Source organism: Parasediminibacterium sp. HNIBRBA5674 (assembly GCF_056745525.1).
Window position 1 is genome coordinate 100,854 of sequence record NZ_JBQWIE010000003.1, and the last position, 15,266, is coordinate 116,119.

Below are 15,266 nucleotides of genomic sequence, written 5' to 3' on the forward strand. Positions count from 1 at the left end.
CTCTAAAGTAATATTTAGAGTGGCTTTTTAATAGTACCAAAGCTGCTAAAATATATTTAAGCCGCTTTGTCGTTGGTGTTTCTAATTAAGCCAATACCAGCAAAAAAGAAAATAGCACCAAGAATACCATACATGGCTATTTGCTTAAAATCTGTAGCTGTGGCGCTCCTATTCATAAAGATTATGCCAGCAGCAATTAGCCCAATCATACCTACAACCGATAAAATAATACCCAATATTCGTTTTTCCATACAAGTTTATACCGTATAGGCTAATACCGTACCACAAACAAAGAGATTGGACAGTTAGAGCTTGAATATATCTCTTAGTCGATCGTAATGAACGCTTGCTATGGTAGTTTGCTTGGCTACCTTAACCATTTTAGCAGCCAAAACTGCTACAGGCATTGGTGTTTGAGATGTAAGCAAGCCTAAGCCATTTAGCCAATGTATTAGCTTAACAGACCATTGTTCCATCGTACGGCCATCATTTGCGAAGCGCTCTAAAATACCCGGCTGAAAAATATGCAAACTTGTAAAGTCCAAGTTGATAAACATGGCTTCTAACTCGCCCTTCATTTTGGGATAAAAGAAAGCAGATTTGGCATTAGCACCATAAGCCGATAACAGCACTGCCGTAGGCACACCGTTGGCTAGGGCTGCTTTGGCTATATGGTATTGGTAAGTAACATCTACCTTGTACTGTGCAGCTTTACTACCAGCTTGCTTTAATGTAGTACCCATGGCACTAAACAATACATCGCCTGTAACAAGGTGCTGCCATGTGTCAAGCGCATCAAAATCTACCACAAAGGTTTCAAACTTAGGATGTACCCATGCGGTACTTTTTCTTACAAATATTTTTACAGTGGCTACGCTATTGTCATCTAATAACTGCGTTACTAATTGCTTACCTGTAGCGCCTGTTGCGCCTATTACAATGGCTGTCATGTGGGTGATTATAAAAGTTTGCTGCTGAAAGTAACCATTTATACACTAATAGCAATCTTGCACTTTACCAACAATTGATTACAAAATGGTAATACTAATAAATAGCCAATTAATGCCTATCTTTATTCTTGCCATAAATTTTTATATGGCACATCGTAATAAAAAGAGAGACCTATGATTCCTGCAATGAGGCAGTGGTTTAACACAGCATTTACTATAGATAAATACAATCATTATTTAGCACAGCTAGATACAAAACATTCTGGTGCGATATCGTTTAGAGTGGCCGAAACACAACTATTTATTGATAAAACATTTACCAATAAAATTTTAGAAGCCTGCGAAGCCATTGTAGATGTGATTGTGCAACCTAACTTTTATGCGCTTACCAAAAACTCTGTACCTACAGAAGTTAAAGTACCAAATGGTACTAAGTTTTCGAACTTTATTGCGTTTGACTTTGGTATTTGTGAAAATGAAGCTGGCGAATTAGAGCCCCAACTAATAGAAATGCAGGGCTTCCCTAGCCTATTCGCTTTTCAGGTGTGGCAAGAAGAAGTGGCCACCAAATGTTGGGATATTCCGAGTAATTATTCAACGTATTTGAATGGTTTTGACCAAGTATCGTACATCGCTTTGCTTAAAGATATTATTTTGGGTAACCATGCGGCAGAACATGTGATATTGCTAGAAATATTGCCCCATGAACAAAAAACCAAAATTGACTTTTACTGCACAGAAGATTATGTAGGTATAAAAACTGTGTGCCTGACAGAATTGATACAAGAAGGTAAGCAGTTGTTTTACCTACTAAATGGTTTAAAAACGCCTGTTAAGCGCATTTACAATCGCATTATTTTCGATGACCTCCAACAACAATCGGCAGATATACAAGCTAAGGGAAAACTATTATTGGAAGATTTGGATGTAGAATGGGTGCCTCACCCAAATTGGTTTTATAAAATAAGCAAATACACATTGCCTTTTATTCGCCACCAATATGTGCCAGAAACTAGGTTTTTAGACGAAATAGAAATCTTACCTACCGACCTTGAAAATTATGTGTTAAAGCCTCTGTTTTCATTTGCAGGGCAAGGCGTAGTGATAGACGTAACGCCAGCAGATATTGCAGCTGTAGCAGAACCACATAATTGGATTTTACAGAAAAAAGTAAAATATGCTGATGTTATAGTTACACCAAATGAGCCAGCAAAAGCTGAAATACGTATTTTTTATTTTTGGAAAGATGGCGAACCAAGACCAATTGCCACCAATAACCTGGCAAGATTGAGCAAAGGCAAAATGATAGGCGTGCGTTACAATGCCGATAAAGATTGGGTGGGTGGTACGTTGGCTTATTTTGAGAAATAAAAGTTAGTTAAGGCTTCTATATTCATTAGGCGATACACCAACCTTCTGTTTAAAAAGCCTTGTAAAATGTTGCGGATATTTAAAACCCAAATCATAAGCTATTTCGCTAATGGATTTATCCAAATCAAAGATTTTTTCTTTAGCCACATCAATCACTTTATGCTGGATGTAATCTTGGGCAGATTTGCCTGTTTCTTTCTTAATTAAATCACCAAAATAATTGGGTGACAAATGCAAAGTTTCAGCACAAAAAGCAACTGAAGGTAACCCAATATTTTGTGGTTGATTACTTGAAAAATAGCTATTCAATAGGTCTTCAAATTTCGCTACAATGCCTTTATGAACTGTATCTCTGGTAATAAATTGACGATCATAAAATCGGGTACAATAATTTAAAAACAATTCAATGTTGGATGCAATTAATGTTTTGCTATGTTTATCAATCGCTTGCTCTAGTTCAAGTTGAATTTTTCCAAAACAATCCAACACTAATTGGCGTTCCTTTTCAGATAGGTGCAATGCCTCATTTACGTCATAAGAAAAGAATGAATAATCCTGTATATGCTTACCCAATGGAGTGCCTTTTATTAAATCTGGGTGAAACATTAAAGCCCAACCTTTAGGTTCAAATGTTTTTACTTTAGGTTGCACACCCATTACTTGACCGGGTGCAATAAACACCAATGTACCATCTTGATAGTCATAATAATTTCGGCCGTATTTCAATTCGCCACAGTTCAATTCTTTTAGATAAATAGCATACAACCCAAAGTTGAACATTTGAGCAGGCATGGGTTCTGCCTTCGATAAATCAATTACTGTAACCAATGGATGCGAGGTCTCTACCCCACGCATATTGTTATAAACTGCCACGCTTTCTATTTTCTTTATCGCTTCCATATCTCTACCAATTGTTTATAACACCAAATTTATACTTTCTATTTAGGCTTTTTGTATGCAACAAACTATATCAGTAATTATGGTAAGTAAAGCAGTAATGTATATACCAATAGTCCCAATAATAAGACTGATTTTTGCACTAGACAATAAAATTACAATAATGAAAAAGAGAACATTAGGCAACAATGGTTTAGAAGTATCTGCGCTTGGCTTAGGTTGTATGGGTTTAACCTTTGCTTATGGGCCAACAATAGACAACCAACAAGCGATAACAATAATTAGAGAAGCGTACGAACAAGGCGTTACATTTTTTGATACCGCAGAAGCATACAGCCAAGGCGGTAACGAAATAGTATTGGGCGAAGCTGTAAAATCTTTTAGAAAAGATGTGGTGATTGCTACCAAATTTGGCTTTAAAGATGGAGATGCAACCAAAGGATTAGATAGCCGACCAGAAAGAATTCGTGAAGTGGTGGAAGCCTCATTACAATTTTTAGATACAGATTATATTGATTTGTTGTACCAACATCGTGTAGACCCAAATGTACCAATGGAAGATGTGGCTGGTACAGTAAAAGATTTAATTGCAGAAGGTAAAGTAAAATACTTTGGGCTTTCAGAAGCAGGTGTTGAGTCAATTCGTAAAGCACATGCTGTGCAGCCTGTAACTGCATTACAAAGCGAATATTCAATTTGGTGGAGAGAACCTGAAAAAACAGTTATACCAACATTAGAAGAACTAGGCATTGGCTTTGTACCTTTTAGCCCATTAGGTAGGGGTTTTTTAAGTGGTGCTATCAGCGAGAATACTCAATTCGATAGCAAAGATTTTCGCAATAATTTACCTCGTTTTTCAGAAGATAATAGAAAAGCCAATCAGGCTTTAGTTAATTTACTAAAAGTTATTGCCGCAGGCAAAAATGCAACACCTGCCCAAATAGCATTGGGTTGGTTATTGGCACAAAAACCATGGATTGTTCCAATACCTGGAACTACAAAATCACACCGATTAACAGAAAATATTGGAGGCGCATCTGTTGATTTATCAGTTGAAGATGTGAAAGCAATTGATGAAGCGTTTGCTTCAACCACCATTCAAGGTGATCGTTATCCAACGCACCTACAAAGTAGTGTGGGTAAGTAAAATAAAATCAATGAAAAAAGTACTCTTACCATTTAACAGCTTAGAAGTGTAATAAATAATTTCAAAAAAATCTATACATCATTGTTCAATTAGTTTTGACTTCAAAACAATTTGTCATAATCACACTTGTCATATTTTATTTTATGACAAAAAGATTATGACAAGTTTGTAATCTCGTGTTTGTAATATTTTATTTTATTACAGAAAAATTATTACAAATGAATTTCTTGGAGGCATGCAAATGCAGCCCTTTATTGGCGTGTGCTTATTAGCAATTTGGCAAATCGCAGTTTTGTATTATTTAACAGTTAATCTTATTACCCCATTGGGCATATGTAATTTTAGCACTTTCCAATTATCTATTGTAAATAATTTTCCTTTTAATGCTATTGGCTCTGCTACTGCATAGCCAATAGCATTATTTATTGTTCCGCCGTTTTCATCTACAATAACTGCATATGCATTTTTTCCGTTGGCGTCTTTGTATTTAACCATCGGCATTATGCCGCCTTCAATGCATCTTATAGCGCAAGAACGATGCGGCTTACCAAAGCCAGGATTCATGGCACCAAAATAACATTTAGGGTCTACAATTTCGCCAGTAAGTGTTACATCACCTATGTATTTTGTTGAGCCTGTGGGGATAGTATTCTGGCTACCTATTAGTACCGATATAGGTGGTAGTTGATGGCTGAAAAGCATTGAGTCTTCAGTAGATTTTGGTTGGCAGCAAGTACTGTCATTAGTATTTTTGCCGTGCATATTACCACAAGATATAGAGAGTGCACCATTTGTTAATTGAATTAGTTGGATGCCTTCGCTTTCTATGGTAGTCCCCTCAATTTGCACAAAAGGGTTTTTTCCATTTCTTCTTGTAAATTCTTCAACAATATCATGGGCACCAAATTTCCAAGCATTCACTAAGGGATAAGTTTTGATAATTGGATTGCCATAAATATCTTTTCCAGCAATGGTACGCAACGCAGGGAAGGGATAAACAATTAGTTGGCCTTGGTATTTTGCTACATTATCTGCAAAATAAGATTTGGCTATATGTGTTTGGTTAGAAGAAATTATAACCACACATAATAAGGCTATACAAATAATAATAACGCTTGCTTTTTGTGCAAAAATGCTATAAACTTTATGGGCAACTGGTTGCCACCCAATATAAAATGGGTGTTCTTTTTTTGTAAATGTTAGGTCAGTATATACTGTATCTGGTATAATGGTTGGCGCAATAAAAGTACCTTCTGGTAATGGGTTAGGATCTATCCAAATATTATTTCCTATCATCTTAGTATGGTAAGTAGCAATTTTCTCGGTAAAAGGTGCTGGCGCACAACCATTAGAAGGCTCGTATTGATAACCATGCCAAGGACAAGTAATGCAGCCATCAACTATTTTCCCTTCGCCTAATGGTCCATTTTGGTGCTTGCATACATTGTGTACCGCACTTATTTTATTGCCATATTTAAAAACAGCAATTCTTTCACCATTAGCAAATATCATTTTTGCTTTATTATCATCTATTTCATCAATAGCAGCAACTTTTACCCAACCTTCACTTTCAATTTTAGGCCTATTATCAAATTGGTATTCTTTGTATGCCGCATACACATGTATTACACCAAGCCATAACACACCAATTAAAAGCATTAAAAAATAAATAGGTGCACTTTCTAATTGTATAACGCCTAATAATATGTGCAAAATCAATAAGCCATAAGCCAAATACACAAATAGGTGTAGTGTTTTCCAAATACATGGTGATAAAATTGACAACCAAAAATCGTGACTGGTAAAAGCCATCACCATAAGTATAAGATATGCAACAAAGCCTAATGTTTGAAATGGAAAATAAATAAACGAATTGTAATGGGTATTGCTAGCAAATAGAGATATTAAAGGATGAATATTGCCATTGCTATGAAACTGAAAGATGCTGAACAAAGCATGTACGCTTGCCATTAAAAACATAGTTACCCCCAAATGACGCCGATTGTATAATAATACCAAGAACTTACTATTTAATCTTGACAATGGCCCAATAGATAATATGACATGCAGCATAATAATTGCTAATGTTCCAAAAGAACGAATGAGCATGGTTTCGAAAGTAATGGTAGGAAATAAAAACGAATTGATGGTAAAATAAGCAATTAGATACAATGAAATGGCAGATAGGAAAATAACATCGTACCATTTTTTTTGATTATTCCACAATATTGACTGAAAGCCTGCACTCATAAATAATAATTAGTTAGTTAGTAATTTGTTGCACGTAAACAGTAAGCTATTATTATTAAAATGGATAATGATATTAACAAGAATACCCAAATGGCAAAATGTTTTTGTCGTAGTGGCTTTATCATTTATGTTGTATTATTTTTTTTAACAAATAAGGCCAAAGTATTACAGATGCTGGCAAGAGTAAAAGTTTTAAGCCAATGCCTCCCCCCTTGGTACTATGATGTATTTTTTCCGCACCAACAACAACAAAAAAAACTCCAAAGCAAACGCCAAGAATTATATAGGTATACAAACAATAAATAACTATCATGCTTTTTCTATTTTTAATGTAGATAATTTCTTAAAAAGTATTGCGGCAGTCATCATACCAACGATAGGACAGAACATATAAATCCAAAAAGAGGTATATATACCAGATGGAAATGCAGTTGCAAAGCTACGAGCAGGGTTCATACCAAAGCCGCTAATAGGACCAGCCAATATTACATAAATACATACAAGCATTGCAGCAAATATTTTTGTAAACTTTTTGAATGCACTTTTTGATACATTTAATACCATTGTAATCATAATAAACCCAATAACTACTTCGTAAAGTGCAGCTTTCCATTCAGAAATACCTTTACCAGGTACAGTAACTACATAATTTACAGGCGAATCTGTTAAGGTATGCTTCATTAAAAATGACATGACGTAAACAGCCAATAAACCTCCAATAAATTGAAAAATGACATAAAAAATAAAATTCAATCTGCTAAGATTTCCTAAATAGTATTGCACCAAACTTACTGCTGGGTTAATGTGCGCACCCGAAGGTGCAGTGAACGGCGAATAAAAAATAAATAAGGCCGTTGAACTCATTGCCAAACCCATTACTAAATTCCTACTCATTCCAGTTGGTAAAATGGTATTTAAAAATGCTCCTTGATGCCATAATTGCCCTGCAAAAAAACAGCAAGAACACATAAAGACTGCTAAACCCAAAGCCTCCATTAAATAGAGCTTATAGTTTCTTTTAAAGGTGTCTGTATTGTATGTAATATCTAAATGCCACATATTAGATAGTGTATTTTAAATTATCTTACTTACTATCTAAAATGGATATTTTTTGTAATTATTTTACCGCTTTTTAAATAACATTTGTAAATAAAAGAGCCTTTCCAGTGTGGTTGTAATGCAATGATATTTCCAATTGATGCATCTTTTTTTAAAATTACTTTTCCATAAGCATTAAGCAATTCAAACTTTTCGTAATCAATGTTAATGGTCATCTCAGCTTTTTCAGAATTGTACATCACACATTGTTCTGCTTTTACAACAGGTAAATTCATTTGTTCCTCAAATAAAAATCTAATGGCTTTATCAAATTCCAATGCCCAAAAACTTTCAGAATGTTGCCCCCATTCAAAAAAATCTAAGTTAATTTTATCTTCAAAATAGTTATTATCTATCAGTGTATTGTACATTGCCAAGGTATCTGGTATTACACTTTCGCCTTCTTGACCACCAGCTAACAACACTAATTTCTGCACATTATTAAAAGGTTGGTTGGCAGCAAACTCATATATTTCTTCGCACCACCAAAATGCAGGGCTAAACACACCTACTTTTCCAAACACATTGCCATATTGCAATGCTGCATACATTGAAATCAACCCACCCATTGAGCTACCCATAATACAGGTATTCTGAGCATCTGCTAAGGTTTTAAATTGATGATCAACCATTGGCTTCAGCGTGTTCACTATAAAATCCATATATTTTTTCCCTTCACCGCCACCACGGGTTTTATGTGGCCAAGGTGAATATTCGGCATGTCTAAATTCATTACCATGCTCAATTGCAATGATAATGCATGACCAGCCAGTTTTTTCATAAATATTGTTGAGTGCTTCAGGTACTTCCCACTTACCATAAGGTGAAGGAATGCAATTAAATACATTTTGGGCATCGTGCATATATATGACTGGAAACGAACGATTTTCTTGATAGTTTGGCGGCAAATACAACCAAACATTTCTAGTTCTTTCCAATTGAGGCATATAAAAATCTTTCAACCATAATGTAGCCTGTGGGATTAATGGTTTAGATTCTATAACTGGAACATCCTTCCAATTTTGAATTGTAGCGATATAAACTGCTTGTTCGCTTGCCTTATTCCATTCTCTATTAGCTAAAAAAACTCTATTGTTACTGTCAGTTTCTTCAGTTTGCCAGTTACCTTGTGTGAATTTGAATGCAATAGCTTCTGGTAAGTCATTAAGCTTCAATATATAATAGCCGCTTTCAATTTCTTTTTGAAACTGAAAACGCTCGTCATTAGATTTCCAATTATTAATATTGCTTGCTAAATAAATTTTAGGTTCTAAAGGTGCTTTAGGTACACTTGTGATAATAATAGTTAATGATTGCATAAATTATAATTCATAATGTTCAATTACATGTTTACCTACTCTCAATGAATTTGCGACCAATGTTAATGCGGGATTAAAAGCACCACAACTAGGGAAGAAACTGGCATCACATACATACAGATTATCAATATCGTGTGTTTTGCAATGTGTATCTACCACACTGCTAGCAGCATCTACACCCATTTTTAAAGTACCATTTTGATGGCTTACACCAGTTACATCTAAATCATAGCCATTCCAAAAAACATCTTGATAATCTGCATCTATTGCACCAAGTTTTTCAAAAATTTGCTTTAGCTTTTCTTTCAATTTTTGGTAGGCGACAATATTGGTTGGTTCATAGCTAACTTTAATACTGCCATCTTCTCGTAGGCTAACGCTATTTTTTTCTGAGGGCAAATCTTCGGCAGTCAACCAAAAATCAATGCTCATCGCTTTTAATTCATCGTATGTTTTGCCAGGATATTTTTCACTTCCCAACCACATGATAGTATCTGGATCATTTCTACCCATTAACTGAATTTCGCCTAATGGAAGTTTACTATCATCTGCACCATAGTAAAAATCGGCTATGCCGAAACTTTTTTGAAACTTGCAGTCATTATTCTTTTTAGTAAATGCAACCAAACAACCATTGTGATGTAACATTAAATTTTTACCCACCAATCCGCTGCTATTAGCAAGACCATTTGGGTGTTTGTCATTTTTACTTCTTAAAAAAAGTGCTGCCGAATTAATAGCACCGCAAGCTGTAAAAATTAAATTGGCAGTAAAATATTTGATTTCGCCATCAATTACCACTTCAATTCCTGCTGCTGTTTTGCCATCTTGGCTAGTTACTATTTTTTCTACAAAGGCATTAATTAGCATTGTAACATTGGGATGTTGCAAAGCAATATTTAAGCAACTGGTTTGTCCATCAGCCTTACTATCTGTGGGGTCAGGAAAACCGTCAAAATTTTCCAAAATTACTGGCGAAGCATTTTTATTATCATCCTGCGGCAGCTTCACTGCCATTGGCAAAGGAAAAGGCTGCAACCCAATTTGCTGTAACTTTTCGCTTAAATCTTTAGTTAAAGGTTCGTATGGTAAAGGCTGATATGGATAGCTCGTATGTGTTGGCGGCTCAGTAGGATCAGCACCTCTTTCGCCATGCACACTAAACAATTTCTCAGCCTTATCGTAATATTGCTCTAACGTATCATATCCAAATGGCCACGCAGGTGATGTGCCACCATAATGCTGTACTTCTTTAAAATCAGATTCTCTAAAGCGAAACATGGCAGCACCATAAAATTTAGAATTACCACCTACGTTATAGTGTATAAATGGCTTAAAAGGTTTATCCTCTTTATCATACCACATTACGTTAGGGCGATAGATGCCTTCTGCAACCACTTTTTTAGCATCCCAATTGTCTTTTTCTTTAGGTATAAATCCACCTCTTTCAAGAATTAGGATTTTTTTTCCTGTAGGTGCCAGTTGATACGCCATTGCTGAACCGCCTGAACCCGTGCCAATAATAATGATATCGTAATTATTCATGATTTACATTTAATTCTTTTAATAATTTAATCATCATCCCAACACTCCATGCTTGTTGTATGCAACCCTTACCATCACTAGGGTTTAGTCCATCAAAAATCTCAGAAATAGCTTCAATGCCATTATTGTCATAGAAATGCGCTTCTAATGGAGCTATCCATTGTCTAACCTGCTTTAATGCGGTTACAGAATATTGATATTGTTTTAACCAGCCTAAACAGAATTCAGGTAATAAAAAGCTCCACACAGTACCTTGATGATAGGCATTATCTCTATGCCAACTATCACCTTTATATTCTGCAATAAATTTTTCACCATCAGTACTTAAGCTTCTTAAGCCATAATTGGTTAATAATTTTTCTTTAATAGAATGCAATACCATTACGCCTTCCATCTGATTCAACATCGTAAAAGGTAAGCTGATGGCATATACTTGATTGGGGCGAAAACTTTGGTCTGCGTGTTTATCCGAACTAATAACATCATTTAAAAAGGAGTATTCATTCCAAAAATACTTGTGAAAATTTTTCTCTATCTTCTTAATATGGTCATTTACCAATAAAGAACTGTCTTGTAATGCTTTACTGAAAAAATCAAAAATCTTTAAGGTATTGTACCAAAGCATATTCAATTCTACTGTGTAGCCAATTCTTGGTGTTACCACAAAGTCGCCAACTTTTGCATCCATCCAGGTTATTTGCACGCCTTCCTCGCCTGCATACAACATACCGTCTTCATTTACTTTAATATTGTAACGCGTGCCATTTATATGAGCTTCAATAATTTCTTTTAGTTGCTCAAAATACTGTTGAATAAAATCGAGGTCTTTAAATTTTTGATAATACTCATATAGTACAATAAACATCCACAATGTGGCATCGGCTGTATTGTATTCTGGTGTTTCATCTTTATCGCTAAAGCGATTGGGCAACATGCCTTCGCTAAGATTAGTTAAAAAAGACGTCAGGATTGATTCGGAAATTTCCTTATCACCTATAGCAATGGTTAGCCCACGCATTGCAATCATGGTATCTCTTCCCCAATCGGTAAACCAGTGATAGCCTGCAATAATAGACTTATGATTGGTACTTTTTCTATCAACAATAAATTGGTTACCTGATATAATAAGGTCTTTTAAAAAATTATTTTTTTCATCTACAGCAATATTTTGTAGACGTACTATTTCGCCCGCAATAAGCATTTTAGGATTTTGGTTTAAAATAGTTTCATCTAAAGAAAACACAATTTGTATAGCGTCGCCTACTTTTAGATTACTATTAAAGCTACCTGCTGAAAACATATTTTCTGCAAAGTCAAACCCTCTATTCTGTTCCTGAAAATATTCAACATTGAAATAAATGGCTTTATTTTCTTCAAAAGCTCCATTACTTATTTTACAATAAACTTTTTGAGGCATACCATTGTGTGAAATGGCGATAACATCATTTTTAATTTCAGTGCTGTAAGCATCCAAATTAGTTTCGTTATTAAGAGAATGATAGTCTCTTAATACATAAAATGGGTTCAGTTTTAATTCAAAATCAATGTTTCCACAATTAAAGTATTCTACAATTACTGTATTACTACCCTGTACCATGCAAACCGATTTTTCAATTTGTATACCGTTATCCAACTTATAAAAGAAGGTTGGAATAGGTTGTTTGCTAAAACTATGCTGATGCATATACCCATTTGGGTAAAAAGTACCTGGATATTGATTGGTAGAAATATTGATGACTTCACCATTGGTATTAACAATTGTTTCTTCAATTTTTGAAACTACTACATACCTTTCTACTGGTGGATTCAAAGAGGCTACCAACAAACCATGATAACGCCTTGTATTCATACCACATAATGATGAAGAGCTATAACCGCCAATACCATTCGTTATAACGTATTCTTTGTTTTTAATCTGTACAATGTCTTGATTAAGTTGCATAAGTTAGTTTTGAATTTTATAAATTAAGTACAACTTTACTGACGCTACAAGATGATGAGTCTTACTAAAAGATGATCTTTTATGATTTCTTTATGATTTAGAATTAAACATTTTATTCTGCGTTAACTCTTTCAATTAACTCGGCTACTAGCCCCGTCCAACCAGTCTGATGGGTGGCACCAACACCACGTGCTGTATCGCCATCAAAATATTCGTAGAACAAAATCAAGTCTTTAAAATATTCGCTTTGCTGATAAATAGGATCTAACCCATGTATCGGTCTTTTGCCTTCTGCATCTTTTAAAAAGATAGAAATTAACCTTTTAGAAAGTTGATTGGCAACCTCGTTTAAATTGAAATAATTTTTAGAACCAGTAGGAAAATCGGTAAGTATTCTATCATTATAATAGGAGTGATATATATACAATGAATGTATGAGCATATAATTCATTGGCATCCAAATAGGGCCACGCCAATTACTGTTGCCGCCAAATAAACCCGTATGACTTTCAGCAGGTTCATACGTTAACCCATACACTTCGCCTTGAACATTTACTTGGTAGCCATTCTCATGAATTTTTGATAATGCCCTAATACCACCAACAGATAAAAACTCTTTTTCATCTAACATGGCATTTAACAATCGTTCCATTCTATCTTTTGGCACTAACGAAAGCAAAATATCACTACTTTCTTCAAAATCGTGTAAGACTTTATAGTTTGAATTTTTTTCGTGATAAGCTTTAAACCAAAGTAATCTTTTATAGAAGTCGGGTAATTTTTTTACTATCTCTCTATCAATTTTTAGCACCGCAAAAGTGGTACTTAACCCAACCAATGAACGAACTTTCAATGGAATATAATCGCCATTTGGCATAGCTAAAACATCATAAAAAAATCCTTCTTTTTCATCCCAGCTTCCAGTCCAGCCAGAACCTATTTTATTCAATGATTCTGCAATCAACATAAAATGTTCAAAAAACTTAGTAGCAACATCCTCGTACGCATCGTCTTCTTCGGCAATAAGCAAACTCATTTCTAGCATATTGAGGCAATACATGGCCATCCAACTTGTGCCATCTGCCTGCTCTAACAACGCACCGCCAGGCAAACCAGCACTTCTATCAAACACCCCAATATTATCCAAACCCAAAAAGCCGCCTTCAAAAACATTGTTCCCTTTTGCATCTTTACGGTTTACCCACCAAGTAAAGTTTAGCGTTAACTTTTGAAATACTCTTTTTAAAAATTTAGTATCGCCAATGCCTGTATTTTTCTTATCCGTCTTATATACCTGCAAGCAAGCCCAAGCATGCACAGGTGGGTTTACATCGCCAAATGCCCATTCATAGGCAGGTATTTGCCCATTGGGGTGCATATACCATTCACGTAGAAAAAGTATCAATTGCGATTTGGCAAAATGTGCATCTACCAATGCAAGCGAAATACAATGAAATGCTAAGTCCCATGCGGCATACCAAGGATATTCCCATTTATCGGGCATTGAAATAATATCTTCATTGTTTAAAGTACGCCAAGCACTATTACGGCCATTTTTACGGCTTTCAGGTGGCTTTGGCAGTCCAATATCACCATCTAACCAAGTTGGAATATCAATATTAAAATATTGTTTACTCCACAACATACCAGCAAAAGCTTGACGTTGTACTAAAGCTTCGTCTGCATTTTGGCCTTTGTAAATATTATTGTAAAAAGTATCTGCCTCAGCTTTGCGGTTTTCAAAAATGGCATTAAAATCTTCTCCTAACGGATTGGATAGTTCTGTGTTTGATAGTCGCAATTTTATAACAATATTGCTTTGTGCACCAACATTGTATTGGTACAATGGTGCAGCTTTTGTGCCTTCTGTTTTATTCTCTATAATAGCAAAATCGCTATTAATAATGGCTTTATGAAAAAAGTCTTTTACAAAAGGCGATTGATTTGGCACATTGTATAACCGTTCAGTATTGGTTTCATTTTCTGTGAACAATACTTTTTTAGTAATATCAAAATACAAAAAATAATTACCTAATTCCGGGTGCAAAATTTCTAAAACACCGTTTGGCTGTTGTTTATCTAAGTGCGAAAGCAAGATTTTAGGTTTGGTTTCCATTAATCCAAAACTCCACAAATTTCTACACCACAAAGTTGGTAACACCCATATAGGTGCTTCTGTGTTAGAACGATTCTCAACCGTAATGTTTATTAGAATATCTTCTTCGTTATTTTTAGCATATTCTGTAAACACATCAAAGTACTCGTTATTGTTAAAGATGCCAGTATTCAATAATTCATATTCTAGCTTGTCTTTGCTTCTTTTTTTATTGGTATTTACCAAATCGGCATATGGAAATTTAGATTGTGGGTATTTGTACAAATGCTTCATATACGAGTGCGTGGGTGTATTATCTAAATAATAATACAATTCCTTTACATCTTCGCCATGATTGCCCTCTGGCCCTGCAAGGCCAAACATGCGTTCTTTTAAAATATCATCCTGCCCGTTCCATAATGTAACGGCAAAACATAAACGTTGTTTGCTATCACTAATACCTGCAATACCATCTTCACCCCAGCGATACACACGACTGCGTGCATGGTCATGCGGAAAATAATCCCAAGCACTGCCATTTTCACTATAATCTTCTCTTACTGTTCCCCATTGGCGTTCGCTTAGGTAAGGGCCCCATTTGTACCAGTGGCTATGTGTATTATTGTCGGCTATTCGTTTATTCTCCATTTGT

Annotated in this window: 12 protein-coding genes; 3 read left to right on the forward strand and 9 right to left on the reverse strand. The window is 35.1% G+C overall.

What is annotated here, in order from left to right; translation table 11 throughout:
• Positions 1 to 56 precede the first annotated feature (56 nt).
• A complete protein-coding gene (locus ACT9TX_RS02700) occupies positions 57 to 251 on the reverse strand; it encodes a hypothetical protein (protein ID WP_481336663.1) in 195 nt (64 codons plus the stop codon).
• A gap of 54 nt (positions 252 to 305) precedes the next feature.
• Positions 306 to 950 (reverse strand): NAD(P)H-binding protein, encoded by a 645-nt coding sequence (locus ACT9TX_RS02705; protein ID WP_481336664.1) that lies wholly within the window; start codon positions 948 to 950, stop codon positions 306 to 308.
• A gap of 174 nt (positions 951 to 1,124) precedes the next feature.
• On the opposite strand from ACT9TX_RS02705, the gene ACT9TX_RS02710 reads away from it, so the two are divergent.
• Positions 1,125 to 2,321 carry a hypothetical protein gene (locus ACT9TX_RS02710; protein ID WP_481336665.1) on the forward strand — a complete coding sequence of 399 codons (1,197 nt, stop codon included), beginning with the start codon at positions 1,125 to 1,127 and terminating at the stop codon, positions 2,319 to 2,321.
• 3 nt (positions 2,322 to 2,324) lie between these two features.
• Here ACT9TX_RS02710 and ACT9TX_RS02715 read toward each other — a convergent pair whose 3' ends face one another.
• Positions 2,325 to 3,221 (reverse strand): helix-turn-helix domain-containing protein, encoded by an 897-nt coding sequence (locus ACT9TX_RS02715; protein ID WP_481336666.1) that lies wholly within the window; start codon positions 3,219 to 3,221, stop codon positions 2,325 to 2,327.
• 160 nt (positions 3,222 to 3,381) lie between these two features.
• Here ACT9TX_RS02715 and ACT9TX_RS02720 point away from each other — a divergent pair, with 160 nt between their 5' ends.
• Positions 3,382 to 4,365: an aldo/keto reductase gene (locus ACT9TX_RS02720; protein WP_481336667.1), complete on the forward strand. Its 984-nt coding sequence runs from the start codon at positions 3,382 to 3,384 to the stop codon at positions 4,363 to 4,365.
• A gap of 297 nt (positions 4,366 to 4,662) precedes the next feature.
• Here ACT9TX_RS02720 and ACT9TX_RS02725 read toward each other — a convergent pair whose 3' ends face one another.
• Positions 4,663 to 6,615, reverse strand: a complete 1,953-nt coding sequence (locus ACT9TX_RS02725) for a Rieske 2Fe-2S domain-containing protein (protein ID WP_481336668.1) — start codon at positions 6,613 to 6,615, stop codon at positions 4,663 to 4,665.
• Between the two features lie 60 nt (positions 6,616 to 6,675).
• Here ACT9TX_RS02725 and ACT9TX_RS02730 point away from each other — a divergent pair, with 60 nt between their 5' ends.
• Positions 6,676 to 6,921 (forward strand): hypothetical protein, encoded by a 246-nt coding sequence (locus ACT9TX_RS02730; protein ID WP_481336669.1) that lies wholly within the window; start codon positions 6,676 to 6,678, stop codon positions 6,919 to 6,921.
• A 3-nt stretch (positions 6,922 to 6,924) separates the two neighbouring features.
• On the opposite strand, the gene ACT9TX_RS02735 is transcribed toward ACT9TX_RS02730, so the two are convergent.
• The 5 genes from ACT9TX_RS02735 to ACT9TX_RS02755 all read right to left on the reverse strand — a co-directional run bounded on the left by ACT9TX_RS02735 (position 6,925) and on the right by ACT9TX_RS02755 (position 15,262).
• Positions 6,925 to 7,674, reverse strand: a complete 750-nt coding sequence (locus ACT9TX_RS02735; RefSeq protein WP_481336670.1) for an MIP/aquaporin family protein — start codon at positions 7,672 to 7,674, stop codon at positions 6,925 to 6,927.
• A gap of 32 nt (positions 7,675 to 7,706) precedes the next feature.
• Positions 7,707 to 9,032 carry an alpha/beta hydrolase gene (locus ACT9TX_RS02740; protein ID WP_481336671.1) on the reverse strand — a complete coding sequence of 442 codons (1,326 nt, stop codon included), beginning with the start codon at positions 9,030 to 9,032 and terminating at the stop codon, positions 7,707 to 7,709.
• 3 nt (positions 9,033 to 9,035) lie between these two features.
• Positions 9,036 to 10,577 carry a GMC oxidoreductase gene (locus ACT9TX_RS02745; RefSeq protein ID WP_481336672.1) on the reverse strand — a complete coding sequence of 514 codons (1,542 nt, stop codon included), beginning with the start codon at positions 10,575 to 10,577 and terminating at the stop codon, positions 9,036 to 9,038.
• Positions 10,570 to 12,519 (reverse strand): amylo-alpha-1,6-glucosidase, encoded by a 1,950-nt coding sequence (locus tag ACT9TX_RS02750; protein WP_481336673.1) that lies wholly within the window; start codon positions 12,517 to 12,519, stop codon positions 10,570 to 10,572. Before ACT9TX_RS02750 ends, ACT9TX_RS02745 begins: the two co-directional genes overlap by 8 nt.
• Before the next feature lie 112 nt (positions 12,520 to 12,631).
• Positions 12,632 to 15,262, reverse strand: coding sequence for an MGH1-like glycoside hydrolase domain-containing protein (locus ACT9TX_RS02755; RefSeq protein WP_481336674.1), 2,631 nt, complete (start codon positions 15,260 to 15,262; stop codon positions 12,632 to 12,634).
• Between the last annotated feature and the right edge of the window lie 4 nt (positions 15,263 to 15,266).